We start from the raw sequence: 22330 nt of genomic DNA on the forward strand, positions 1-22330 counted from the left end.
GTCGGACGACTGGCCCGGCCCGCGCCACCAGGCGCTTCGCCTTCGACCACATCCCCTCGACCTTCGCGGCAAGCGCCTCCAGCCCAAGTGCCGCGACGAGTTGCCGGCAGTCCATCGGCCCGGCATCCGACCCCGACCGGCCGGCCAGGATCTCCATGATCCGCCGGCAGTCCGTCGCCAGCCCACCGGCAGCGAGTCCGTCACGTCACACCGGCACCATGAACCGGGCACCGCCGCGCCCCCCACCGGCAGCTCGCCAGGCGCGACGACCGGCGGAACCTCCTCGTCCTCGCGAGGTTCCGCCAGGACCAGACCGACTCTCTCCCGGGCGATCACGAACCTCTGCCACGCGGCCTCCGCCTCCCGAAGCTCCACCTGAAGGGCCTCGACCCGCTGCCGGGCCGCACGCTCGCGTTCCTCCGACATCCCCATCACCGACGGCACACCAGGACCGTCTGACCTTCTCGCACACCCCGTTCTGCCCCGCGTCCCCGGAGGGGTGCGGGTCGAGACATTTACGGACTCCCGGTGGCGGCACACACGTGTGTGCCCGCCCCGAGGCCCGTCCCCTCCGCGTACTCCGGACGACCCCCTCCGGCCTCGGCGAGGACCTTCGCTTCGCCTGGTCGAGGACGTGTACGGTGCCCTCACATGTATGCCAGCCCCCGGTGGGCGGCGACCGGAACCCCATGCGGTCACTGAAATGTATTCTCGCATTCATGAGCACGACTGCGGATACAGCTGCCATTACAAACCTGATCGCCGAATACGCCGAGCTGGTCGACACCGGAGACCTCGCCGGCGTGGGCGAACTGTTCGCCGACGCCGTGTTCATCGGCAGCGGCGCACCGGTCCCGGGCCGGGACGGGGGAGTGGAGAAGATGCTCCGGGACAGCGTGATCCTCTACGAGGACGGCACTCCGCGCACCCACCACGTCACGACCAACATCGCCGTCGACGTCGACGAGGAGGCGGGAACCGCCGCCGCGCGGTCCTACGTCACGGTGTTCCAGTCCCTGCCCGACTTTCCGCTGCAGCCGGTGGCCGCGGGGCGCTACAGCGACCGCTTCGAGCGCCGGGACGGCCGTTGGCGATTCACGGAGCGCCGGGTCCGGATCCATCTGGTGGGCGATGTCAGTCGTCACCTGCGCGCTTAGGACCTGACTGACATAACCGTCGTCCGCCAGGAGGGCGGGCCTCGCTGCGTCCGGTGCACATCCCGGTGTGCCCGATCGATTGGGAAATGACGGGGAGTCACAGTGATCGACGGACAGTGCACATGAGTACGGCCCCTGACTGATTCGCCTGGCCAGGGGCCGTTCATCTGCCGTGGGTGTGGGATTTGAAACGACGGTGACATCGCTGCCACGACGGTTTTCAAGATCGCTCGCGGACTGGACTGACCGGCTGATCCTCCACCGAGCGCTGACAGATCCGCGCGGCCTTCTCCGAGGACTGGCCCCCGCGCACTATGAGGCAGAGCAGTGTCCGTGTCAACAGCAGAGCTTCGCCGGCGGGGAGAGCCGAGGGAGTGATTCTTTCTGTGTTGTGCCTGGGCCTGACCTGCCAAGGGACCGGGACGTGGCCTGCTGGACGGGAACTGATCTTCCCGTTGAAGGGTGCACGTCGATGGAACTGGATCTGTTGGTCCCCCGGAACAACCGTCCCGATGGAAATTCCGGGTCGGCCATGGCTCCGGGCGTTCGCCCCGGGGCACGCCGTGTCGGCCGCCTGCTGCTGCCTTTGCTGGCCTTGGCTACCGCGGGCTTCGTCACCGGCGCCGCTCGCCCACCCGCCGTGGTGCCTGCCGCCCACGCGCAGCCCGTCCCGACCTGTGAGGGCGTGCCCGCGACGATCGTCGGTACGAACGGCGACGACGACATCGTGGGCACCTCGGGCAATGATGTGATCGTCGCGTTGGCCGGGAACGACCGCGTCGACGGCCTGGGTGGCGACGACCGCATCTGCGGCGATTCCGGCGACGACAGCCTTTCCGGTGGGGGCGGCAGCGATGTCATCTTCGGCGGCAACGGCAACGACGGACTCGACGGCGGCGCCGGAAACGACGTTCTCAACGGCAGCAACGGTGACGACGTCCTCTCCGGCGGCGACGGTAGCGACACCCTGTCCGGTGAGGCCAACGACGACAGTCTTGACGGCGGAAACGGCGTCGACAACCTCGACGGTGGCAAGGGCATCGACGGCCTCAACGGCGGCGCCGGCAACGACAACCTTTCCGGAGGCGACGGCGGCGACGGCCTCAATGGCGGCGACGGCGACGACAGCCTCTTTGGCGATGACGGCAATGACATCGTCTTCGGAGGCGAAGGCAACGACAGTCTTGACGGCGGCGCCGGCAACGACGACCTGTTCGGCAACACCGGCAACGACACGCTTTTCGGCGGGGCCGGTAATGACGACCTCTTCGGCGGTGAGGCCAACGACAGCCTCGACGGTGGTGTCGGCATCAACCGCAATGACGGTGGTCCCGGCCTCAACACCTGCGCCAACCCCGCCACCGGGCCCGGCTGTCCTGTCTGACGGCCAGCAGGGCCGGGCGGGACGTTCCGTTCGACGAGCTCGACGCACCGAGACGGCAACTGCGGCGGGACGCGGTGATCAGTCCAGATGGCCACCGCCCACTCCCAGCGCGCCGCCGCCCGCTACCTCGGGATCCCCCGGCTGGTGGCCCGGGCCCGGCACTACGCGGCGGAGTACGGCTTCGCGGTGGCCGCCATCGACGCCCCCGGGTGTGGTGACCGGCCCCGTTCCGCGGCCGACGAGCAGTTCCGCGCCGACCTCCGCCGGGCGATGCAGGCCGGCGAGCCGGTCGATGAGATCGTCGATGCCTTCATCGTCCCGCTGGTCGAAAAGGCGGTCCCGGAATGGCGGACCACCTTGGACGCCCTCCTTTCGCTGCCCGAGATCGGCGGCCCGGTCGGGTACGACGGGATGATCGCCATCGGCATTCGGCTGGCGGTGGCCGAGCCGCGCATCTCGGCCGCCGCATTCTTCGGCCAGACTTTCGTGCCCAACACCCTGCGCGAGGAAGCCCGGCAGGTCACCATTCCCCTGCAGTTCCTCATGCAGTGGGACGACGAAGGGATGGAACGGCAGCCGGTCCTGGACCTGTTCGACGCCTTCGGCACCAAGGAGAAGACGCTGCACGCAAATCTGGGCGGGCACACCGGTACCCCATGGTTCGAGGTGGACGACGCGGCCCGGTTCTTCGCCCGGCACCTGAAGTGAGACCGGGCCGTCAGGCCAGCGGCAGACGATAGGAGCTGTCGGCCAGGATGCAGCTCATCGAGGACAGGCACTGGCCCTCCTCGATGGCGGTGGCCGGCAGATGCACAACCGCCCCCGATCGCGGCGGCACCGGCCATCGGCGGTACCGGCCCGTCGGGGCGGCGCGCGACCACCAGCGCCTCCATCAGCTGAGCCCGCCGTCCGGGACGCTGAACGGCAGCAGAAACTAGGCAGGAGGGGCGAAAGGGTTCCCGCCCGCTACCGGCGGACCACCCCACCAGGCCCTCGGCGGCGGAACAGGAGCCCAATCAGGTCCGCGGTGATACAGCCACCATCTGCCGATGACGTGGAACTTCTCCTCGAAGGTGCGATCCCAGTTGAGGAACCCTGTGATCGGCGCCCGCAGGCGTGTACGGCGGCCGCCCGCTTCGTAGATCACGACGGTCCGGGCCCCGAAGGAGGACTCGACCTGTATGGCCTGCACGTCGGCCCAGGGAATGGTCCGGCGGGACAGGTTGTGCACGACGGCCGCTGACTGCGTGAGAGTGATCCCGAACGGCCGCGAGGCGATCAGCAGCACGAACGGCAGCCCGACTACCGCGAGTGGAGGACCAACCGGCCCCCCGTCCAACCAGATCGACACTTGGACCGCCGCCATGATCACAGCGGCGGGCAGCATGGGCAGCAAGCGTTGAAGGCGCGTCAAACGGTAGCGGATGCACTCCGGCGACAAGCCCTCGCTCTGCGGTCGCCCCATCGACCATCCCCACCATTCCCATGCAGCCACAGCTGCGCGTGATCGTCCACGAAGTGTGGCGATGCTGTACTGCGTTGTACACCCCCCAACCCGTATCTCGAAAGCCGAGGTGCGGCCGGGGCCCAGCGGAGTTCTACGTGGTCTCCGTGCCCCTTCCGTGCCCGACCGATCGGGAAATCACGGGGAGCACCGGGCGATCGCGGTCGCCGGACATGCCGACGGCCTCTGACCGAGTCGGCTGGTCAAGGGCTGTTCGCCTGCGGTGAGTGTGGGATGTGAACCCACGGTGACGTCGCCGCCACGACGGTTGTCAAGATTGCGCAAGCGGGCTGACTCGACTATTGAGACTCCACCGACCTCACGCGATTTCGGTCCACGGGCCGGTGGTCTCGTCCTTCGGAATCCAGAGCAGTGGTTGTCCCGTGCGGCAACGCTCGTCCGCTCCCTCTTCCCAGGGGAACCGCCCGGCCTTGTCCGGCCAGAACAGCTGCGTAATTGGCAGTGGCGGGGTCTGGTAGAAGTCGATGCCTGCGCCGAAGAAGTCCTGGTACCAGCTGGGATGCACGGGCCGGACGGCCACGTCGTAGCCGTTGAGGACGTCGCCCCGGCGCTGGTCGGGCTCGATCGGTTTGCCGTTCCGTATCGCTGCCCCAGCGGCGTTCGCCACGCGCATCGCGGTCTGCGATGGCAGGCCGAACACGCTTACCTCAGGACTACGCAGTGTGTGCCAGAGGCCGATGGAGTAGCCCCAATCGCCGGGGGCGTCACCGCCGGCCACGCCCATGACGTGCCAGCCGAAGTCCGCGACATTCTTGGCTATGCGGCTGTCGCGCTCCTCCCACGCGGGGCCGCCCCATTCCGTTGGGGCGCAGAGGAGGCAAAAGCAACGGGCGTCGTCCATCCGAGGAGAGTAGACCTGCTCGCACACGGGGCCGTCTCCCGGGGTGGCGGGAGTGGATCCGATGCGGCGCATGGGACTCCCCGGTGACAGGATCGGTGTTATGAACACCGAGACGGACTGGGTGTACGGGGTGTTCGAGCCGCACGGCTCCCAGGGATGGCGCCCCTACGGCAGCGACCCCGAACGATGGCAGGGCGCAATCACCGCCTCCGACTCGCCCGAGGGTGCCAAGTACGCCATCGGTCGGATCGTCGGCGATCTGATGACCGAGTGGGGGAGGATCGGCCTCCACCATGCCATGCACGTGCGAGTCTTCCTCTGGCACGAAGAGGCGGGCGACACAAAGGACGCGAACTTCATCGTGGAGCTCCGGCCCCGGTCGGACATCGACGCAGCGTGATCTCCGGCGCATGAGGCTCCACACGGTGACAGGATCGGTGCCATGGGCACCGAGAGGACGTGGGCGTACCGGGTGGAGGAGCCGCACGGCTCCGCCGGCTGGCGCCCCCTCGGCGGCCACTCCCATCGCTGGCGGGGAAAGATCACCACCGACACCCCCAGGCAGGGCGCCAAGTACGCGGCCGCGCTCGTCGTCACCGACCTGGTGACCGAGTGGAAGGTGAACGGCATCTGCGAGCAACACGTGCGCGTGATCGTGTGGGCGGGCGACGAAGGCACCGACCCCGACGACGCCGTCTTCACGGTGGAGATCCAGCCCCGCGTCGACACAGAGTTACCAATCACAGCCGGATCCGTGTCGAGTATGGATACCAGCCCGTGGGATCCGGATAGATGGATCAAGGGATCCCCAGGTGAACCCCCATACCCACTACCCAGTAGCCGCCCACGGCGGCCGGGTCGCGATCGGGGAGGGCGGCCGAAGAACGCCCGCCCGAAGGGCGGTCTTTCTTGTTCTTCCTCCAGCCGACAGCGCCGCCTCGCGGGAGATGGCGTCGGCGCCCTTGTCTTGTCGCTTGTCGTGCCAAGCGGCGGAACCCACTCAGCGGCCCATGAGCACCGTCCTGACCAGCAAAAACCCAGCTCACCAAGATCCCCGGCAAGACCCAGGACAAGAAGAAGCAGCACGCGGGCCCGGCACCTGCACGCAGATGTCCCGTGTGCAGGTGCTGGGGCGTGCTGCGCAGGGTTCACGAGCCTACAAGCGTGGCCGGCCTGCCCGACGCTTAGAGTTCGGGAAGTCCCGTCAGGCTAGCCATCTGGCTGATCATCGTGCGGTTTGCGACGCCGGAGTAGGCGCGCACCTCGTCTACAGTGCCCGCGAAGTACTCACCGTGGATCGCCGAGCGGCCCACCTGAAGACCGCCCGAGGCTGTCCACGATGTCGTGTCCACAGCAGTAGAAGTGCTGGACAGCTGACCGTTCACATAAAAGCGAAGCTCATGAGCAGAGGCGTCGAAGACGACGGCCAAGTGGTCGCCTACGCCATAAGGATCGTCATTGGGCAAAGCTTGCTCCTCAGTGATGACCACTTGCGGAGCAGCCGCCTTGTCCTGGGTCGACACCACGACTTCCCACTTCTCGCTTGCCGCCTGGTAGCGGATCGCGAGGCGGTCGGTTTTGCGGCCCGGGAGCGACAGGACGGTCTGCGTCCTGTTGTTGGCTGCGGCCAAGCGGGCACGAGCGGCGAGGGTGAAGCTCCCGTCCCCGCCGACCGGGGCCGCAGACGTTGCCGCCCAGTCACCGTCACCGTCGAGCCTGAGATCACCTTGATCGACCAGTGCGGGATCTCCGAAGATGTCCTCGTTGTGGTAGATCCAGGCATCGCCGTTCAAAGTCAGCGGCAGGCCCTCAGGCTCCGTATTGGGAGCAGTTCCGCCAGGCGCCGCCTCCAAGGACCAGTAGCCCTCCCGGATCAGCGATGTCTCTCCCGCGCGGGCGCCGTGTCCCTTGCCAGCTGCGTAGGCGGTGCTGGGGAACGCGCCGAGTGTGAGCGAGAGCGCGGCGGCGCCCAGCGCCACAAACGCGGCACGGTATCTGTCGTGCATGACCCCCCTTTAAAGAATCCAGTCAAAATGCTGAAGCGATCTTCCAGCCTTGCTCCTTCAAGCGCAAGAAGTTTTCGGCCGTCCATATCACGTATCGGCCCACGTCGGCATGGCTCGACCGTTCGCCCAAGGCAGCACCCACATCCGCCACAAGTGACCGCAGCCCCTCAAGCTGAGAGCTCCAAGGGCGCGGCACGTCTGCTGCTCCCGCACTCGGCTGGAGCACAGACCAGAGGGCGTCACGGTTCTCAATCGTCCAGTGGTTGCGTGCGAGTTGTCCGATCCTCGCCGGTGACGCCTGCCGCGATGTGAGGTCCGTGATGACGTAGACGGTCTCGCGGGAGACCTTGCCGTTCGCCTCCACCCGCCGCCATCGGTGGATGCGTGCGGCCTGCACCAGGTACGGGAAGCCCGGGTCGAGGTCGGTGACGATCAGCGCCCGCACGGATCGCGTCTCCCTGCGGACGTGGGCCCGGTCCCGGCTGACGTGCTCGGCGCGCACAGTGGTCCACGGCAGCGCGCGCAGCGCGTTGAACAGCGTCTTCTGGTTCCGCTTGACGACCAGGACGTAGTGGGCGCGTTTGTCCTCCACGAGGACGCGGGCCTCGCCGACGTTGGTGTGCAGCGCGTCGGCGGTGACGGTGACGCCGGCCAGGTCGAAGGGGGCGAGCAGGCGCGGCAGGGCAGTGACCTCGGTGGTCTTGTCGGGTACCCGGGCCTGGCTGACGACGTGTCCGGTCCCGGTGAGGGCGGAGATCAGGTGGGCGGCCGAGGCGGTGCCGATGCGCGAGCCTTTGGCGGTCTTGCCGTCCACGGCCAGGTGGTCGGCCCCCGCTGGATCGCATCCGAGCAGGTCGGCCAGGCCGCCAGGGCACACGGTCGTCAACAGGCGCTGCACGGTGGTGGTCGAGGGCGCCCTGCGCACCCCGAGAGGACCGCGGGCGGTGGCGCCGAGGCGGGCGAGGGTCTCCTGCGGGGCGTTCGGGCCCACTGGCCGATGGCCCGGATGGAGCGCGCTCCGGCCAGCACCGCGCAGCAGCAGGTCAGCAACACCGTCGTCAGGGGGTGGGGGCGTCCGCGGCGGGCACGCGGGTCGGGCAGGGACGCCAGCCGCTCGGCGATGCCGCCGACGGCGCGCTGCACGTCGGTGGGCGACTTGATCAAACAGACGGTGGCAGACTGGCGGCACATCGAAGTTCCGGGTGTTCAGGGCGACTTGCTAGGTCACCCCGTCAACCGGAGCTTCGTTGTGTTCGTGGCGGTCTCCCGGCGGACCGTCACACTTCCATGACCTGCAACGACTCGTGATCGCCCGGAGAATGAATCAGCCCTGGCTGACGCACTACAGCGACGAGGGGTGGCCGGTGGAGACGGCCGACATCGTCGTACGTGCCGCCATGTGCGAGATTGTCTACGAGATTCCCATCAGCCGGTAGCGGGGCCGTACGCGAGGGGAGAGTCATGGAGTCAGCCGGGTATCTCATGGGCACCTTGGTCTGGGGCGCCGTAATCGCCGCACTGCTGGTGACGGTAGTCGGGTCGTTTGTGGTCGTTCGGTGGCGACGCAGGGCGATCGCAGCCTTGGAGCGCGCGGAGCTGCAGGCAGATCCGCCGCCCTCTACGAGATCCCCATCAAGTGGTGGTCCATTTCAGTCCCGCAGCTGCGGCCAGCCATCCCGGTTGGAGTAGCTCTCGAAGCAGTACCGGGTCGAGCGGTCCCACTCCTCGCCGGTGGCCAGCTCGTACGCCTTGTCCGGTACGTACAGCAGCCATTCGCCGTCGTACTCGGTGGAGGTGTAGGGGGCGAACTTGTCGGTGTCGAAGAAGACGCTCTCCCATACGGCCTGCCCCGCGGCCACCACGGCGCAGCGTGTGTACAGGAATACGTCGGCTGACTGGGGAAATGGACTGCTGTTTCGGAGCGTCAGGTTGACCACGGGCAGGGTGCCGAACTTCTCCTGGTCCAGGCGGTAGAGGGCCTCGGCGTGGCGTTCCGCGAAGCCGAAGATGTCGGGGACGGAGCGGCGGCTCAGTTCCTCGGCGAGGCGCTGGCAGCTCTTCTCGGTTGCTTTGCCGTCCAGGATGGCTATCAGTGCCCAGAAGTCGGTCCATGTCATTCTCACAGGCGCAGGATGCCAGGGTGGTCTGACATCAATGAGGGCGGACCGTGGCGGCTACCCGGCTGTCCGAAGCAACCAACAGCGGTGGGCCACCCCCAGCCCAAAGCGCACAGCCGAACCGGGGTGTCAGTGCTCCGGCGTACCTTCTTGCCATGGCGAAAAGACCCCCTGAGAACTGGCGTGCCTGGATGGCGGAGGTAGCCCTCGATGTCGAGGCCGGGATTTTGCAGCCCGAATGTGCTGGCTCGGCGGAGATGTACCCCGAGTCCCTGCTGAGGGCGACGGACTCAGCGCTGGAGGCGTTCGAGGCTGAGGTACGTGTGCTTGTGGAGCCCTCCGACGGCGAAGTCTTCGGAGCGGTCGAGAGGGTCGTTCTCGCCCTCAATGCTGTCGATGGCGACGCCAGCCACGGTGGGGCCGGCTACTGCACCGAAGAGCGGGAGCAGCTGTGTGAGTATATCGACCTCACGTTGGGCGAGCATGGTGTGGACGTGACAGCACTGGCAGCGAGGAGGGGCATCAATCGTGCCGAGATCACTGACGCTTGGCGCGACTGGTGACCGTGGTCGGGCGGGCGGGAGCGAGTACATCGGCTGGCCCCTGACATCCAAAGGTGACATCAACGGCACCGGACGTGGGCGGTGTCACACGGCGTTCGAACCCAAGGATGTCGTGGAGCCAACGGTCGAAGTAGTGCGCCTCAGCCTCTTGATCACCCTCGATGGTCAGCCACTCACGGGCGGCGGTGATCATATGTGCCTCGGCCTGATCCCTTTCCGCAGGCCGCAGCTCGAACCAGTCGGTCAGCTCACCCCAGATAAGGGCGAGCCAGTTGCCTGCTTCATCGCCGTCGTCGACTGGGAGCCCGCCACTAGCAAGACCCAAGATCTCCAACGCCGGGTCGTACGGAGACGCGTCGCCAGCCAGCATGGACATGGCACGCGCTCTGACCGCCGCGCGAAAGGCCTCCGAGTCTTTCATGATCTAGAGAATAGGCGACGCGGTTCTCATAGCTCGCGCCATGGCATAGGGCATGTACAGCAGAGAAGTACAGCAACCTCAGCAACCAGTCCTGCGCGTCGGCATCCGCACCGGGCCATTGCGCAGCCAGAATGACCGCCGATGACCGACCCACATAGAGCTACGGATCAGAAGGTCATTGATCAACTGGTGTGTGTCTGGGCCGTTTCTGGGCCGTCCGAAGCCACTCACCAGCGGCTGACAACGACCAATGACGACAGCTCAGGCAACCACGATCAGGGCCTGGAGCTGCAGAAACGCAGGCCCCCAAGATCCCCGACAAGACCCAGGGCAAGAAGAAGCCGAGGCCACGACAGCAATCGACTGGCCAGAAAGTCCCGCGGCATCCACGATGGGCGCATGGACAGGTTGCAGGGCAGCGCTTGGCAGTACATGGCGCAAGTACTCCACGCCGAGGATCTTCCGATGATCGCTGCGCATGCGCTCGTTGATGGCCACGACTCTCCCGCTCTCCGCGAGTTGGCCGGCCTGTCGCGCCGAAGCGATGCCGCCGAGATCCACGAGGTGTACGTCCAAGCTCTGGATGAGCTGGACATACACCTTCCCGATGAGAAGACGGCCGGCCGACGCCTACTCGTAAGCCTTGCGTTCGGTCTCGTCCGCCGCGAGCTGAGCCCCAAGGAAGTGGCCGACCGGCTCTCGACGGTCGCGGCTCACACCCAGGAGGAGACGCAGTTCCTCTCCATCGCAGCGGAGTACAGCGAATGGATCGGACCGGACGATCTCCCGGCATGGGAACACGATCTACAAGCTGCAGCGCGGTCGTTGGCAGTTTCTACCGACCTCGATCCCAGCATCTCCGTACAGGTTTCGCTGCCCGAATGATCCCTTTGCCTGGGGTGCGAGTTCGTGCCAGATCCGTGTCAGGTAGAGCGGGTAGCCACGGTCAAACAGGGGGTCCAGACGGGCTGCCTGGACCACTCCCCAAATATATCGTTGCAGGTCATCGGTGCGGTGCGGCGGTGATGGTCGGTGATTCCCAAGCTCAGAGCGCGAGTTCGATTCTCGTCACCCGCTCTTGAACGAAGGCCCTGGTCAGAGACCAGGGCCTTCGTCATTGTCTAGACCTGCCTAAGCGTCTTGCACCACCTCTGCACCACCTGCCCCGAGGTTCCTACCTGCCCGTCGGGACCGAGGTGGCCTTCAGCGTCTCCCGCATGATGCGCGCGCCTTGCTCGGCCATCTCGCCGATGGGGAAAGCGAGTTCATCCGGCGTCACGTCGATCGTCCAGACGAAACGGCTGCGCCCTTCGGTGTCGGCAAGGACCTGCATCGAGGCGTGATGGTGCTTCGGCGCCATCGAGCCGCCGACCACCGCATAGGCCACCCGGCGGGCCGCATCGTCGATGTCGACGATCAACTCGTGCACGACCACACCGTTCGCGAAGGTCACGATCCTCGTGTCTGCCTCCATGCGGGTGTCCGTGACGAAGCCCGGCACCAGGCGCTGGTGCACGGCTCCGACCTCACGCAGGGCCTCCCAGACGTTTTCCGGGGAGTTGTCGATCAGGAATTCCTTGTGGATATGAGCCATGTGCCCTTACTCCTGTCGTGGGATGTGTCAGGCGCCGGCGATGAGGCAGAACGGATGCCCCTCGGGATCGGTAAGGACGACCCACTGATCCTTGCCGGGCTGGAACTCGGGCCTCGACGCTCCGAGAGCGAGGATCCGCCCGGCCGCCTCCTCCAGGTCGGTGACCGTGAAGTCGAGGTGGGCGTGGCTGGCATCGGCGGGCCAGCCCGGGGCCTGGTAGCCCTCGATGCGTACGAACGCCAGGCCGGGCTGCTCCCCGCCGGCCAGGGAGGCGTAGTCCTCGCCGCTGTCGGTGATCTCCCAGCCGGTGACCTTGCTGTAGAACTCGGCGAGCCGGACCGGGTCACCACAATCGATGGCTACGGTGCTGATCTGCGCGAGAACGGACATGACGGCGACTCCTTGAGCGCGGTACGGGATGATGTGCGACGCCGCTCAGCTTGCTTGCCACGTCCCATCCAGGTCTTGAAGATCCTTGCGGCGGGGCCGATGTCAGACCCCCGGCGTAGCGTCGAAGGGTGCTCACCACCACCGTCCTCGCCACCCGGCCCGACTTCCGCATCACCGCGGCGAGTTGCCGGGACGACCACACCCGCTGGTCACGGACGGAGGTGCGCGAGGACTACCGCGTGGTGCTCGTGCGGCGCGGCCGGTTCCGCAGGCAGGTGGCCGGCGCCCCGGCCGAGGTCGACCCGACGACGGCCTATCTCGGCGTGCCGGGTGAGGAGGAGCGTTTCGCGCATCCGGCCGCCGGGGGCGACGAGTGCACCTCGATCAGCCTGACGCCCACGCTGTGGCGGGCCGTGGCCGGTGAGGACGCCCGCCCGGCTCGGCAGAGCGTGTACGTGGACGCCCGCCTCGACCTGGCCCACCGACGCGTCCTCGCGTCCGCCCGTACCGGCGACGTGGAACACGCTGTGACCGAGGAACTCCTCGGGCTGCTCTCCGCCACCGTCGGACAGGCCGTCGACGGAGCCGTCCCGACCGGCGTGCGCCCCGGCCGGGACGAGGGGCCGCTCGTCGCCGCGGCCCGCCAGGCGATCGGCGAGGCCCACCCCGCCTCCGAGGGACTGCTGCCACTCGCGGAGCTCCTCGGCGTCTCGCCCTACCGTCTGAGCCGCGCCTTCACCCGCGTGCTGGGAGTCTCCCTGACCCGCTACCGCAACCGGGTCCGGGTCGGCCGCGCCCTCGACCGTCTGGACGCGGGCGAGGAAAGCCTCGCCACCCTCGCCGCCGACCTGGGCTTCTCCGACCAGGCCCACCTCACCCGGACCATGCGCGACTACCTCGGTCACACACCGACCGCACTCCGGCGGCTCCTCGCCCCCGTCATCCGCTCTTGAACGAAGCCCCAGGGTCGGAGACCTGGGGCTTGTTTACTGGCAGACGAGTCTCGCTGCCCGCGCACACCCTATGGCCCCGCGAGATGGGGCACGCGGAAGACATGACCCCGCATTGTCTCGCTGGAGGTCTCGCATGAGCCCTCTGACCTGCACCCACGCCGTCACTACCACCACTGCAGCATGGTGTTCTGCTTCTTCTTTCCGGAAACGAATGCCTTGCGCCCGGGGCGCCCTACCTGTGGGCGTCTGACCTGGAATTCCGCGCCGTCCATGCGGATCTCGACGCCCTCGGCCCCGGCACGGGCGAACAGGTCCTCCAGGGTGCGGATCCGCAGGCCCGGACGGTAGGGGACGGCGAAGCCGCGGGCCGCGAGCAGTGGCCCGACTTCCCGGATCGCGGCGGAGACGGTCGAGCGGTCGACTTCGAACAGCTCGGCCAGTGCGGCGTGCGGCAGCCCGAGGCGCAGGCAGACCAGGGTGGCCAGCAGCCGGTCGGGGAAGACCAGCCGTTGCTTGCGCCCCTCGCCCACGGCGCGCCGCCGGGCGCCACCACGTCGCTCACACAGTGCGGACTCACGGGTCGCTTCCCACTTGGGTGCGAGTTCTTCGAGCAGCTCGCCGAAGTGTGCGCGCGAGACTCCGCACAGGGCAGGATGGGAGCAGGCCGTACGGGCCCAGGTCAGCTTCACAACTTACCCAACCCGTACGGCCCTTCTCATGTCACGGACCAAGCCCACCCGCATTGCCCTCAAGGTCGTAACCACCTCGGGAACGATCGACTCGCCGTTGGTGAGACTTCTGTCAGACCGATGTGGGACGCTCCGTCGATGGAATCTTCAAAGGTGATTGAGACACTGTGGGACCGGATCCAGGCTCGGGACTGGGCAGGCGTCGCCGAGTTGATCGCGGAGGATGTCGTCGTCGAGTGGCCGATCAGCCTCGAACGCATCATCGGCCGGGAAAACTTCGTCGCCGTGAACCGTGAATATCCGGAGGGCTGGTCGATTCGGGTGCTCAAGGTGGTGGCCGAGGGCGACGAAGTCGTCTCCGAGGTCGAAGTGCCACACGACAGTCTTGGCGTCTTCCGCGCGGCATCGTTCTGGACTGTCCGTGACGGGCAGGTCGTCCGTGGGACGGAGTACTGGACGAGCGTGGGAACGGACCCGCAGCCTGAATGGCGGGCTGCCCTCGTCGAACCGATGTAGTGCGGCGGGCCTCTCTGAGCCCCGACCTCTATTGCTCCCAAGGTCGTAAGGCCCGCGCGCCGGCGGACCGGGGCCGGCGCGTGACCTGATCGACGTCCGGGCGGCAGCCGATCGCTCGAGTCACAACGAGCTCGAAGAGCTCGGCCGCCGCCACGCCCGTGACAGCTTCGACCTCTCGGACCTTCAGGCCCGGCTCGCCGGCGCGGACTGGATCGATGACACCGAATTCGCCTCGTACGGACTCGACGACCAGCAGTCCATCGAGCTGCGCCGGTGGGCTCAGGAATAGGCCGATGACATCGCCGAGAGACTCCAGGAAGCAGAAGGCCCGCCCGACGACTGATCACCGGGCACCGAACACGGCGAGGAAGCGCCGCATCTCCGAGGAAGCTCGTCGTGCCCCATCCGTGCCCTTCGGGGCGGTGAACAGCGGTCAACACGGGTATCGCCGAGCCAGCGAGAAGCACCCCATAGGGCGTGAAGCACGGGAGTCCGGTCAGGCTTGTACGTCCACGTCACAGGCTTGCATGGACGCTTTACAGGACGATCTTGAAAGCCATCGTGCCGCCTCGACGACGCGGCCTGCCTCACTGTCGGTCTCCAATGCTAGAACACGTGCATGACATACAGGTTTACGGCGCGGATTGCTTGCGGGCTCGACGATTCGGACGAGGACGACTGCATGATGGCGGGCGTGGCCGAGTCGAACGACGAGCAGGGGTTCTCCCTGTTGTTCATGTGCGACTTCGACGAGCCCGATGCCCAGGAAGTGTCCCTGGGCATGGACACGCATTGTCTTGTCACACCCGACCAGGGCACCGCCTACGGCTGTGTACGTGAAGTGGTGCTAGACGGCGATGTGCTGCGCGTGACCTTGGATCCTGCGTCGTTGGACGATCTTGGCTTGACCGATCCCGTCGTTGAGGCTTTGCTCTGCGCGCCGGCGGCGGACGTGACACGCATGAGGGAAGTGCTGCCGCGCATCCTCGCGTACGGGCGCTCAGATGCCCGTCCGAGCCTGATCGCGATGTAGCGGCTACAGCAGCGGAGTACAGCAACCACAGCAACCGGGCCCGCGCGGTGATGCCCTTGATTGGCCGCGCCACGACCGGTATGACCAACACCGACCGATCTGGATAGAACTATGGATCAGAAGGTGTCCATGCCCGATCCATGTCTGACAGGGCGGGGTGCCACGGTCAGCCACGGGTGCCAAGGTGAGCTCCGTGGCTCCCTTTTGGCACCCGTTCCCGCTGGCCAGCTCGCCGATGGAGGCTCAAGGCCCGGTGATTCCCAAGCTCAGAGTGCGACTTCGATTCTCGTCACCCGCTCCAGCAGAAAGCCCCAGGCCAGCGGCCGGGGGCTTCTTTGTTGTCTGGACCCGTCTAAGCGTCGCGCACCGCCTCGGCCAGACCAAGCCCGGATTCCTGCCGTCGTAAGCCGCGTCGCGCAACAGCAGATGGGCCGAGCCCTCGGACGTAGCTCGGGGGCTCACACGTGTCCCAACTGTCCGGACGCCCCGCAGAGCCCCCTGCCCAATTGTCCGTTCTTTGCGGTGTAGGAACTGCACGCTCCGGGCGACATCGCTCAACAGTCTCGCGAGCAGTGCTCAGACTGCGCGTAGAGGCGTCGGGCGAACGGACCTAGGGCTGTTCCGTAACTGAAGGTCTCGTCGCTACTGATGTTCACCGCGACGACACTGCCGGCCTCGGCCGCGTCGAGGTCGACGAGGTAGGGGCCCCCGCTCGACCCGACGCCCATGACGCAGGGGATCCGCAGCAGGGCACTACCGCGGTATTCGCGCGAATTGCCGCCTTCGCAGTGCAGGAGCCGGTTCGTGTACGGGTAGCCGAAGAAGTGGGTGCGGGTACCCGATTCAGCCGTGAACAAGATGCGCTGGACGCCGGTCACCTCGGAAATACTCCGCCCGTCGTGGCCGGAGTTCATCTCCAGCATGGCGACGTCCAGGCCCTCGTCCTGCCACTCCTCGGCCATCCGCACCCGGCGCACCGTGAAGCCGCCGTAGGGGCTCTTGCCATCGCGGTAGCCAGGCACGAAGTAGAGCTGCTGGTCCCAACTCGCCGACCGGGAGGGCTCCCCGGCACCCGCCGTTCTGACACAGTGCGCGGCGGTTATCACCGTGTTCGTGCCGACCACAGTCGCCGTACAGGCACCCAAGCCGCCCCCTGCGCCCTGGGAGTACAGGCGGCCGACAGTACGGGCGATGAGACCGCCCTCGGCCCATTCGGGCTGCACGGGGTCGCCAATGGCGTCCCCGTGGGCCACGTTCGCGATGCCCGTGCCGGTCCAGTACGTCTCCACCCGACTGCGATCCTGTTTCGTGATCGCTGCGTCACGAACAACGATCTCCGGCTCGGCCGTCGACACACCAACAGGCCTGTGGCTGTTGTGGCCGACCGTTCCCAGCGTGATCAGCACAGCCGCGACCGCACCAGCCCACGCGAGTCTGCTCCTCATGCCCATGCCCATGCCGAGCAGCTTCATCGGTCTGTCCGCACCAGCCAAAACAACCCCACAGGCCAAGCCCCTGATCTTCGTGACCTGGCGGCTGACGGATCTTGCACCACCAGCCCGTCCCCAAGCAAGGAATTCACAAGTTCACCCACCTTCGCCCCACCACGAGAAGACGGCGTCCATGAACGGCACGAGTACGGGTGTCCTAGCTGTCCGACTGTCCGGTTAGGGCTGTGACCAGCAACAACGGGCAGGACGGTCGATGCTGGAGCTGTCCGGGGTGTCCGGTTACAGACGGCTGCAACACCCCGGGATGTTGCAGCCCGGTGGCGAAGCCACCCCTCGAAGGTCACGGGTGCCGGAGGCGCTTTCCTTCTCTCAAGAACGCGCACCACGTCGCACCACCTCCCCACCATCTGCAGTGGAGAACCACGGTCAGCAGCGGTAAACACCACCTCGGCGCAGTCGCGGTAGCCGTGTCGGCGCAGGGCGTGGGAGCGTGGTCGTGGATCGTGGACGATGACCTGTGGGGCTGTATGAGCGTGGTGTGGGCGACGACATCGTCGGAATCGGGACGCTTCTGCCCAGACGAGAGACGTTCGGACGTGAGGGGTCTGTCTGACCGCTTCAGCAGCCTTCGATCACGTGGTCAGGGATACCTCGAAGTTCGTTTGTCGGACCGTGAGTTCCCTCAGTTGACCCTCGGCTTCCGGGGTGATCACGCGGTCGTTCATCTGATCAATGACGCCGCCGGGATATCTCTTCTCGTGGGAGACGGCACCGTTCCTTCGGGTGTCGTGGTTGATGTCCCGATCATGGACGACCTCACAGAGTTCACGGGCGACTTTGTCCTGAGTGTCGAGCGGGCGTGGGCCCTTGTGCGCAACTTCATCCGGATGGAAGCGCCCAGTGATCTGGGCGAGTGGTGTGAGTTGTAGCCCCTGTTCCAGTTCGGCGGCTGACATCACCAACTGACATCACCGGTGACGGCCGGCCCCGGATCAGTCCGGATGCTGGGGAACCCGACTCCGCCAGCGACCACGTAGATCCCGCAGGTGCCCCAGGATTCCGCTCGAACTTACAAAGCGGGTGTCGCAGCTCAAGAGCCGGATGCTGAGAACTGTCCCGTAGCGATCCAGCGTCGGTGTCGGACTCGATCGAGAGGCTTAACAGCCAGGCGGAGAAAAGGATTTGTCAGGGTGCGGTTCCACAGGATGACATGCGCTCATGAGCAGAATGGCGCAGGTCCTCGTCCTGGCACGGTACGAGGACGAGGTGATGGAGCCGCTGACGCGGGCCGACGAGACCCGCACCTGGCGTGGCCGTTTCGAGCGGATACCCGATTGGTTCGTCGGCGGGTGGTACCTCGAGTTCTACCGGGAGAGCCAGCGCCGCGGAGTCCTCGCGGACCTGGAGGCGCTGCCGTGGAACCAGCCGGAGTGCGTCCAGGTCATGCTCCACGACGAAGACGACGACTGCTTCGGGCTGTGGATGTTCCAGGACGGAGCGTTGGTCGAGGTGTCGATCCCGCGCACACAGCGGGTCCACGTTCCGCCACCGTCGTGGTGGGGCGACAGCCCCCGGCCCGGATCCCTGTGGCGGACGGACGGGCCAGACGCAGGGAGGCTGCCCGCGCACTCCCCCGAGCACGAGCAGGACCCACGGCTGTCGTGGTAGCGAGAGCTGGTGGTGCGCTACAGGTGAGCCCCAGTACCGCAGGAGTGTCGGAGCCTGGTGGGATGGTGCTGCCATGCAGGACACGCTCGTGGGCGGCGGGGTGCTTTTCTTCCTGGGTGAGCACTATGTACCTGCGCAATCCACGACGCCGGTCCTACGCGGCAACTGAGCGTCCTGGGTGATCTGGCGTCCCGCGAGGACGCCTGCGACGCGCTGCATCGTCGCCAGTGGGAACGGTGCCAAAGGAGAAACGCACCCAACTTCTCCTGGGGACGGCGGCTGGCCCGCCGTCGTGCTGACGGCGAGGTATGTGTCGCCCGTTTGCCCCCATGGCGGCCTTCGGCACCTGGGCAACGCAGGTACGGTGAACTGCCGACACGCAGGACCCGGGCTGAACGGCCTTACTGTGGCCAGGCGTTGTCCGGCTTCCAGCGCCGCGTCCGGAATGGGCGGCTGGGGGGGTGCCGTCCCCTGCGCGGCACCCCCCGGCCAGGCGGCGCTAAGGCAGCGTCTTTTGGTAGGTCTTGTCCTTGTCGGAGTCGTAGACCAGCTTGCCGTCGGCGTCGTACCCCTTGATGTGGGGGGCCACGGTGACCTGCTGGTTCAGGATGCCGGAGGCGACGAACCAGCCGTGGTCGAGGGCGGCCTGGCTGGTGGCGCCGCCGTAGGAGACGGTCACCCGGACCACCTGTGTCTTGACCGTGCCGATGACGCCCCAGCGGAACGGGAGCTTCCAGTTCCCGCGGTCGAGGAACGACTGCTGGTAGAGCTTGCCGCCGTTGATGTCGGCCATCACGGGGCCGGCATCCGGCGGACCGTCGGATCCTACGCTGGTGCCGAGGCCCTGGACCTCGCCGCCCTTGATGTTGCAGATCAGCCGGATACGCTGCGGCTGCTCCTTCACCGCGACGACGTACATACCGTCGCCGGGCGTGTTGGAGTCGCCGGTGCTCTTCATCGCCAGCATGATCCGGTAGTCGCGTGCCGCACCCCGGTCCGTGTGGAACTTGTCGTCTCGGCCGCGTGCGTTCGACTGGTCGTAGGCGAGGCACTTCTCCAGCCCGGCGGCGGCCTGCCCGAAGGTGATTCCGTCGAGGAGCTGGCCCTCCGTGGCCGGCCGCGCGGGCACCGACGGCGACGCGGAGGGCGTCGGTGTCGCCCGTGTCCGGTGCGTGGCGCTGAGCGACGGTGTTGCCGCCGCGGTGTCCTCGCCCTTGCCCCCGCCGGTCAGCGCGTACGCCCCGACAGGCAGCACCGTCAGCGTCACCAGGGCCGCCCCGGCCGCCGCCACACGGCGCCGCCTCTCGACCGTGCCCCGGCGGCGGATCGCCGGATACGGCACCGGCGAGGGCCGGATCGTGTATGCGTCCTCGGCAAGCAACTCGCGCAACTGCTCCTCGAAATCCCCTCCGGTTGCCCTCTCTTGCTGCTCCTGCTCCTCGTTCATCTGCTGCCTCCCTGCCCGGACGACGCTCGGCTGCGGACAGGTCCGTCCATGACCTGCGCGAGCCCCAGATACGTACGCAACTTCGCCAGTCCCTTGGACGCCTGGCTCTTGACCGTGCCGGGCGAGCAGCCGAGCACCTCGGCGACCTCCGCCTCAGAAAGGTCCTCCCAGTAGCGCATGACGACCACCGCCCGCTGCTTCGGCGGCAGTCCGGCCAGCGCCACGAGCAGGGCGCTGCGCTCGTCAGCCCACGAGACGGCCTCGTCGCGCGCCGCCACCTCCGGCGGCGCCGCGGTCAGCGCCTCCGCCACCCGCCGCTTGCGGAACCGGTCACTGTTGCAGCTGACCAGGATCCGCCGGACGTACGCCTCCGGGCTGTCACTGCGTGAGACACGCCACCATGACCGGTACGCCTTGGCCAGCGCCGTCTGTGTCAGGTCCTCGGCATAGTGCACGTCGCCCGTGAGCAGATACGCGGTCCGTACGAGATGGGACCACCGCGCTCTGACGAATTCCTGGAACTCGGCCTCTTGTTTGGCCTGCATCAAGCACCCTCCCTCGCCCTCCAGACCACCGTTTCGGCGGATTCGGTTGCCCGGGATCGGGTGCGTCTTTTCTGAGTGACCACCCCGACGGCATGCACCAACAGCTTCTGAACGCTTGCAAGCCCGTTCGGGGCCGTGGACAGCCGCACGCCAGTGAGCTGCGCCGTGCTGTAGCTGTAGGCACCAACCGGTCACTCAAGGGGAAACGCACCCTGGGCGGCGCGCGCGTGCCAGATCCGTGCCAGATCGAACAGTCAGCCACGGTCAATTGGGGTGTGAGGCGGTGCAGGCATGCGCTGACAGGCTTGGTGCCGTTGTACGGCTGTTGACCAGCCAAGACCGCCCTGTGGCCGGTGCCACGCGCTGTGGCCCCAACGTCGTGCTTTACCGGGCAGGTCCACAGACTGCCCGACTCGCAATGAGCTTACGGGGCCATGATCACTCGCGCCGAAGCAGCTCCCGGCCAAAGGCGTTCCGCCGACCGCGTGGACGGGTGCTGGCGTCGTCCCATGGTCACGACAGCTGTCGGGATATAGCCATGCGGCCTGATCGCACTCATCATGAGCGGCATGCAGAGTGTCCAGGTGGGAGCAGGAAGCGGCAAGACACGGGGATCACTTGGCAGGGCCTCGGTCTTCCTTTTCGCGTATGGGAGCTTTGACGCGGGGATTTACCTCGCCGAGTTGATCACGGATGGTGTTCGCTGGGGCCAGATGCTTGAGAGCGCTTTTGTCCTGCTGTTCGCAAGCTGGATTACTGGAGCCGTGCACCTCCGCCGGACCAGGAAGGCAGAGAGACAGAACAGGTAGCGGTCACAGGCCTCCGGCGCCTGAGCGGTACAGCAGCGAAGTACAGCAACCATGCCGACCGGAGCCAACCGCACATGCCCCCAACAGCCCGTCCGACCAGCCCACCAGACCTCAGCGACCTCTGTGCCCGTAGTTCGCAACGAGAAGGCCGGGCCGCCTCTGGGCCGTGAAGGGGTGCTCAACAGTGACAGACGGCGACAGCGGCCGACCACCAACCCGCAGGGCCAAGTGGTCGGCCCCTGTTGTGCGTGCAGTCCAGGAAGTTGCCGCGTCACTTCTTCGGCTTTTGATTCGAGTGGCTGCGGCACAATGTTGGTCCATGACCAAGTCCCCTGATCTGGCAGTTCTCTATCCCGACATTGCGGCCGAAGGTAGCCTCGCCGCAGCGCTCCAGACCGTTGCGGCCAGGGACGGCATCTCCGTACCGTTCCAGGTCTCGGAGTCTGACCCCCTGCTCTATGCCTTTGTGGAGAGCACGGTTCCACACCGGACGGTCTTGGGCATCTCGGGGTGGGTGGCCGAACGGCGGTGGTCGATCCGCGGCTGCGAGGCTTTCCAAGATTTGGCACTCGTCGATGGACGGGCGGAGGACCTGACCCAGGTCGTCCGTGCTGCGCAAGCCTGGCACGCAGGGGCGGAGCTGGTCGACATCCAGCGAGCGGCGCCGTTCGTGCATCTCACCGGCCGCTACGAAGTAGCAGAACACGATCCGGCGCAACTGACCGAGTCCGAGTGGCAGCATCTGCGCACAGAAGCGGGCGAGCTGGACTGGCCCGAGTACCACGCGCTCATAGAGGCGGCGTATGCCGAGCCGGCGCTGCGGCGTCTCTACCCGTTCACCAGCCACTGGACGCTGCGATTTTCTACCAGTACCCGACCTGACCTCACCATCGTTGCGATGTGCCTGAACGCTCATCGGGAGAAGCCCTACACCGTTAGCACCAGCTACATGGGTGAGGTCCTCGCCGAGACGACGACTGCGGAAGAGGCAGTGGCGACGGCTGTCCGCCATCTGCCCCAGGCGGCCGACTGACGTGCCTGACAGACCCTGGTGACCGTCGCGCCCGCAGTTCGCATCGAGCGGTTCATCGTGCCCGCTGCGTGCCCGTTCGGAGGGGACGCAGCGTGTCGTCGACGGGTGAAATGAGGACCACGGACGGCGGATCAAAAGCGGGCCACTGCGTGATCTCTTGATCATCCTGACTTCACTGGTATGGGAGT

Annotated in this window: 25 protein-coding genes and 2 pseudogenes; 13 read left to right on the top strand and 14 right to left on the bottom strand. The window is 66.8% G+C overall.

Annotation, left to right across the window (positions count from 1 at the left end; genetic code table 11):
- Positions 1-719: 719 nt before the first annotated feature.
- The 3 genes from ACFU6I_RS41680 (at position 720) to ACFU6I_RS41690 (ending at position 3249) form a co-directional block, all read left to right on the top strand.
- On the top strand, positions 720-1157 hold the full coding sequence (locus tag ACFU6I_RS41680; protein WP_384377646.1) for a nuclear transport factor 2 family protein: 438 nt from the start codon (positions 720-722) through the stop codon (positions 1155-1157).
- A 472-nt stretch (positions 1158-1629) separates the two neighbouring features.
- Positions 1630-2541, top strand: a complete 912-nt coding sequence (locus ACFU6I_RS41685) for a calcium-binding protein (RefSeq protein WP_384377649.1) — start codon at positions 1630-1632, stop codon at positions 2539-2541.
- Positions 2542-2628: 87 nt separating this feature from the next.
- Positions 2629-3249, top strand: coding sequence for an alpha/beta hydrolase (locus ACFU6I_RS41690; RefSeq protein ID WP_384377652.1), 621 nt, complete (start codon positions 2629-2631; stop codon positions 3247-3249).
- A gap of 226 nt (positions 3250-3475) precedes the next feature.
- Here ACFU6I_RS41690 and ACFU6I_RS41695 read toward each other — a convergent pair whose 3' ends face one another.
- The gene (locus ACFU6I_RS41695) at positions 3476-3928 is read right to left on the bottom strand and encodes a hypothetical protein (protein WP_384377655.1); all 453 of its coding nucleotides are present in this window, start codon (positions 3926-3928) and stop codon (positions 3476-3478) included.
- 436 nt (positions 3929-4364) lie between these two features.
- Positions 4365-4907 (bottom strand): DUF4262 domain-containing protein, encoded by a 543-nt coding sequence (locus tag ACFU6I_RS41700; protein WP_384377658.1) that lies wholly within the window; start codon positions 4905-4907, stop codon positions 4365-4367.
- A 100-nt stretch (positions 4908-5007) separates the two neighbouring features.
- Here ACFU6I_RS41700 and ACFU6I_RS41705 point away from each other — a divergent pair, with 100 nt between their 5' ends.
- Positions 5008-5307 carry a hypothetical protein gene (locus ACFU6I_RS41705; RefSeq protein WP_384377661.1) on the top strand — a complete coding sequence of 100 codons (300 nt, stop codon included), beginning with the start codon at positions 5008-5010 and terminating at the stop codon, positions 5305-5307.
- A gap of 784 nt (positions 5308-6091) precedes the next feature.
- Here the strand turns inward: ACFU6I_RS41705 and ACFU6I_RS41710 are convergent.
- Genes ACFU6I_RS41710 through ACFU6I_RS41720 form a run of 3 tightly spaced genes read right to left on the bottom strand, consistent with a single transcriptional unit; the run spans position 6092 to position 8104 of the window.
- Positions 6092-6913 (bottom strand): LamG-like jellyroll fold domain-containing protein, encoded by an 822-nt coding sequence (locus tag ACFU6I_RS41710; protein WP_384377664.1) that lies wholly within the window; start codon positions 6911-6913, stop codon positions 6092-6094.
- A 22-nt stretch (positions 6914-6935) separates the two neighbouring features.
- Positions 6936-7904, bottom strand: a complete 969-nt coding sequence (locus ACFU6I_RS41715) for an ISAs1 family transposase (RefSeq protein ID WP_384377667.1) — start codon at positions 7902-7904, stop codon at positions 6936-6938.
- Positions 7796-8104, bottom strand: coding sequence for a transposase family protein (locus tag ACFU6I_RS41720; RefSeq protein ID WP_384377670.1), 309 nt, complete (start codon positions 8102-8104; stop codon positions 7796-7798). Before ACFU6I_RS41720 ends, ACFU6I_RS41715 begins: the two co-directional genes overlap by 109 nt.
- 146 nt (positions 8105-8250) lie before the next feature.
- On the opposite strand from ACFU6I_RS41720, the pseudogene ACFU6I_RS41725 reads away from it, so the two are divergent.
- Positions 8251-8349 (top strand): annotated as a pseudogene (locus ACFU6I_RS41725) (GntR family transcriptional regulator); the annotation flags it as partial.
- 213 nt (positions 8350-8562) lie between these two features.
- On the opposite strand, the gene ACFU6I_RS41730 reads toward ACFU6I_RS41725, so the two are convergent.
- Positions 8563-9030: a DUF4240 domain-containing protein gene (locus tag ACFU6I_RS41730; RefSeq protein WP_384377713.1), complete on the bottom strand. Its 468-nt coding sequence runs from the start codon at positions 9028-9030 to the stop codon at positions 8563-8565.
- A 155-nt stretch (positions 9031-9185) separates the two neighbouring features.
- Between ACFU6I_RS41730 and ACFU6I_RS41735 the strand changes: the two genes are divergently transcribed.
- Entirely contained in the window at positions 9186-9593 is a 408-nt protein-coding gene (locus ACFU6I_RS41735; RefSeq protein WP_384377672.1) for a hypothetical protein, read from the top strand.
- Here the strand turns inward: ACFU6I_RS41735 and ACFU6I_RS41740 are convergent.
- Entirely contained in the window at positions 9568-10014 is a 447-nt protein-coding gene (locus ACFU6I_RS41740) for a hypothetical protein (RefSeq protein ID WP_384377675.1), read from the bottom strand. The genes ACFU6I_RS41735 and ACFU6I_RS41740 overlap by 26 nt on opposite strands.
- A gap of 399 nt (positions 10015-10413) precedes the next feature.
- Between ACFU6I_RS41740 and ACFU6I_RS41745 the strand changes: the two genes are divergently transcribed.
- Positions 10414-10899, top strand: coding sequence for a hypothetical protein (locus ACFU6I_RS41745; RefSeq protein ID WP_384377677.1), 486 nt, complete (start codon positions 10414-10416; stop codon positions 10897-10899).
- 289 nt (positions 10900-11188) lie between these two features.
- Here ACFU6I_RS41745 and ACFU6I_RS41750 read toward each other — a convergent pair whose 3' ends face one another.
- Both ACFU6I_RS41750 and ACFU6I_RS41755 read right to left on the bottom strand, forming a co-directional pair.
- Positions 11189-11608 carry an SRPBCC family protein gene (locus ACFU6I_RS41750; protein ID WP_384377680.1) on the bottom strand — a complete coding sequence of 140 codons (420 nt, stop codon included), beginning with the start codon at positions 11606-11608 and terminating at the stop codon, positions 11189-11191.
- Positions 11609-11635: 27 nt separating this feature from the next.
- The gene (locus tag ACFU6I_RS41755) at positions 11636-11998 is read right to left on the bottom strand and encodes a VOC family protein (protein WP_384377683.1); all 363 of its coding nucleotides are present in this window, start codon (positions 11996-11998) and stop codon (positions 11636-11638) included.
- A gap of 128 nt (positions 11999-12126) precedes the next feature.
- On the opposite strand from ACFU6I_RS41755, the gene ACFU6I_RS41760 reads away from it, so the two are divergent.
- Positions 12127-12951, top strand: a complete 825-nt coding sequence (locus ACFU6I_RS41760; protein WP_384377686.1) for a helix-turn-helix domain-containing protein — start codon at positions 12127-12129, stop codon at positions 12949-12951.
- Between the two features lie 164 nt (positions 12952-13115).
- On the opposite strand, the gene ACFU6I_RS41765 is transcribed toward ACFU6I_RS41760, so the two are convergent.
- Positions 13116-13640: a transposase family protein gene (locus ACFU6I_RS41765; RefSeq protein WP_384377689.1), complete on the bottom strand. Its 525-nt coding sequence runs from the start codon at positions 13638-13640 to the stop codon at positions 13116-13118.
- Positions 13641-13778: 138 nt separating this feature from the next.
- Between ACFU6I_RS41765 and ACFU6I_RS41770 the strand changes: the two genes are divergently transcribed.
- The 3 genes and pseudogenes from ACFU6I_RS41770 to ACFU6I_RS41780 all read left to right on the top strand — a co-directional run bounded on the left by ACFU6I_RS41770 (position 13779) and on the right by ACFU6I_RS41780 (position 15189).
- Entirely contained in the window at positions 13779-14156 is a 378-nt protein-coding gene (locus ACFU6I_RS41770) for a nuclear transport factor 2 family protein (protein ID WP_384377716.1), read from the top strand.
- A gap of 41 nt (positions 14157-14197) precedes the next feature.
- A pseudogene (locus ACFU6I_RS41775) lies at positions 14198-14445 on the top strand (hypothetical protein); the annotation flags it as partial.
- Between the two features lie 330 nt (positions 14446-14775).
- Entirely contained in the window at positions 14776-15189 is a 414-nt protein-coding gene (locus ACFU6I_RS41780) for an Imm10 family immunity protein (protein WP_384377692.1), read from the top strand.
- A gap of 554 nt (positions 15190-15743) precedes the next feature.
- Here the strand turns inward: ACFU6I_RS41780 and ACFU6I_RS41785 are convergent.
- Complete coding sequence (locus tag ACFU6I_RS41785) at positions 15744-16661, bottom strand: trypsin-like serine peptidase (protein ID WP_384377695.1); 918 nt, start codon at positions 16659-16661, stop codon at positions 15744-15746.
- Between the two features lie 611 nt (positions 16662-17272).
- Positions 17273-17596, bottom strand: coding sequence for a hypothetical protein (locus ACFU6I_RS41790; RefSeq protein WP_384377698.1), 324 nt, complete (start codon positions 17594-17596; stop codon positions 17273-17275).
- Between the two features lie 262 nt (positions 17597-17858).
- On the opposite strand from ACFU6I_RS41790, the gene ACFU6I_RS41795 reads away from it, so the two are divergent.
- A complete protein-coding gene (locus ACFU6I_RS41795; protein ID WP_384377701.1) occupies positions 17859-18308 on the top strand; it encodes a hypothetical protein in 450 nt (149 codons plus the stop codon).
- A 499-nt stretch (positions 18309-18807) separates the two neighbouring features.
- On the opposite strand, the gene ACFU6I_RS41800 is transcribed toward ACFU6I_RS41795, so the two are convergent.
- Both ACFU6I_RS41800 and ACFU6I_RS41805 read right to left on the bottom strand, forming a co-directional pair.
- Positions 18808-19755 carry a hypothetical protein gene (locus ACFU6I_RS41800; protein WP_384377704.1) on the bottom strand — a complete coding sequence of 316 codons (948 nt, stop codon included), beginning with the start codon at positions 19753-19755 and terminating at the stop codon, positions 18808-18810.
- The gene (locus ACFU6I_RS41805) at positions 19752-20300 is read right to left on the bottom strand and encodes a SigE family RNA polymerase sigma factor (RefSeq protein WP_384377707.1); all 549 of its coding nucleotides are present in this window, start codon (positions 20298-20300) and stop codon (positions 19752-19754) included. Before ACFU6I_RS41805 ends, ACFU6I_RS41800 begins: the two co-directional genes overlap by 4 nt.
- A gap of 1128 nt (positions 20301-21428) precedes the next feature.
- On the opposite strand from ACFU6I_RS41805, the gene ACFU6I_RS41810 reads away from it, so the two are divergent.
- Positions 21429-22142 (top strand): DUF6193 family natural product biosynthesis protein, encoded by a 714-nt coding sequence (locus tag ACFU6I_RS41810; protein ID WP_384377710.1) that lies wholly within the window; start codon positions 21429-21431, stop codon positions 22140-22142.
- Positions 22143-22330 lie beyond the last annotated feature (188 nt).

The organism is Streptomyces sp. NPDC057486, from assembly GCF_042802415.1.
Lineage (GTDB): Bacteria > Actinomycetota > Actinomycetes > Streptomycetales > Streptomycetaceae > Streptomyces > Streptomyces yanii.

Excerpts from the sequence above, each read along its gene's own strand:
- ACFU6I_RS41680 (WP_384377646.1), top strand. The coding sequence starts at position 720 with ATGAGCACGACTGCGGATACAGCTGCCATTACAAACCTGATCGCCGAA.
- ACFU6I_RS41685 (WP_384377649.1), top strand. The coding sequence starts at position 1,630 with ATGGAACTGGATCTGTTGGTCCCCCGGAACAACCGTCCCGATGGAAAT.
- ACFU6I_RS41690 (WP_384377652.1), top strand. The coding sequence starts at position 2,629 with ATGGCCACCGCCCACTCCCAGCGCGCCGCCGCCCGCTACCTCGGGATC.
- ACFU6I_RS41695 (WP_384377655.1), bottom strand. The coding sequence starts at position 3,928 with ATGCTGCCCGCCGCTGTGATCATGGCGGCGGTCCAAGTGTCGATCTGG.
- ACFU6I_RS41700 (WP_384377658.1), bottom strand. The coding sequence starts at position 4,907 with ATGGACGACGCCCGTTGCTTTTGCCTCCTCTGCGCCCCAACGGAATGG.
- ACFU6I_RS41705 (WP_384377661.1), top strand. The coding sequence starts at position 5,008 with ATGAACACCGAGACGGACTGGGTGTACGGGGTGTTCGAGCCGCACGGC.
- ACFU6I_RS41710 (WP_384377664.1), bottom strand. The coding sequence starts at position 6,913 with ATGCACGACAGATACCGTGCCGCGTTTGTGGCGCTGGGCGCCGCCGCG.
- ACFU6I_RS41720 (WP_384377670.1), bottom strand. The coding sequence starts at position 8,104 with ATGTGCCGCCAGTCTGCCACCGTCTGTTTGATCAAGTCGCCCACCGAC.
- ACFU6I_RS41730 (WP_384377713.1), bottom strand. The coding sequence starts at position 9,030 with ATGACATGGACCGACTTCTGGGCACTGATAGCCATCCTGGACGGCAAA.
- ACFU6I_RS41735 (WP_384377672.1), top strand. The coding sequence starts at position 9,186 with ATGGCGAAAAGACCCCCTGAGAACTGGCGTGCCTGGATGGCGGAGGTA.
- ACFU6I_RS41740 (WP_384377675.1), bottom strand. The coding sequence starts at position 10,014 with ATGAAAGACTCGGAGGCCTTTCGCGCGGCGGTCAGAGCGCGTGCCATG.
- ACFU6I_RS41745 (WP_384377677.1), top strand. The coding sequence starts at position 10,414 with ATGGACAGGTTGCAGGGCAGCGCTTGGCAGTACATGGCGCAAGTACTC.
- ACFU6I_RS41750 (WP_384377680.1), bottom strand. The coding sequence starts at position 11,608 with ATGGCTCATATCCACAAGGAATTCCTGATCGACAACTCCCCGGAAAAC.
- ACFU6I_RS41755 (WP_384377683.1), bottom strand. The coding sequence starts at position 11,998 with ATGTCCGTTCTCGCGCAGATCAGCACCGTAGCCATCGATTGTGGTGAC.
- ACFU6I_RS41770 (WP_384377716.1), top strand. The coding sequence starts at position 13,779 with ATGGAATCTTCAAAGGTGATTGAGACACTGTGGGACCGGATCCAGGCT.
- ACFU6I_RS41780 (WP_384377692.1), top strand. The coding sequence starts at position 14,776 with ATGACATACAGGTTTACGGCGCGGATTGCTTGCGGGCTCGACGATTCG.
- ACFU6I_RS41785 (WP_384377695.1), bottom strand. The coding sequence starts at position 16,661 with ATGAAGCTGCTCGGCATGGGCATGGGCATGAGGAGCAGACTCGCGTGG.
- ACFU6I_RS41790 (WP_384377698.1), bottom strand. The coding sequence starts at position 17,596 with ATGTCAGCCGCCGAACTGGAACAGGGGCTACAACTCACACCACTCGCC.
- ACFU6I_RS41795 (WP_384377701.1), top strand. The coding sequence starts at position 17,859 with ATGAGCAGAATGGCGCAGGTCCTCGTCCTGGCACGGTACGAGGACGAG.
- ACFU6I_RS41800 (WP_384377704.1), bottom strand. The coding sequence starts at position 19,755 with ATGAACGAGGAGCAGGAGCAGCAAGAGAGGGCAACCGGAGGGGATTTC.
- ACFU6I_RS41805 (WP_384377707.1), bottom strand. The coding sequence starts at position 20,300 with ATGCAGGCCAAACAAGAGGCCGAGTTCCAGGAATTCGTCAGAGCGCGG.
- ACFU6I_RS41810 (WP_384377710.1), top strand. The coding sequence starts at position 21,429 with ATGACCAAGTCCCCTGATCTGGCAGTTCTCTATCCCGACATTGCGGCC.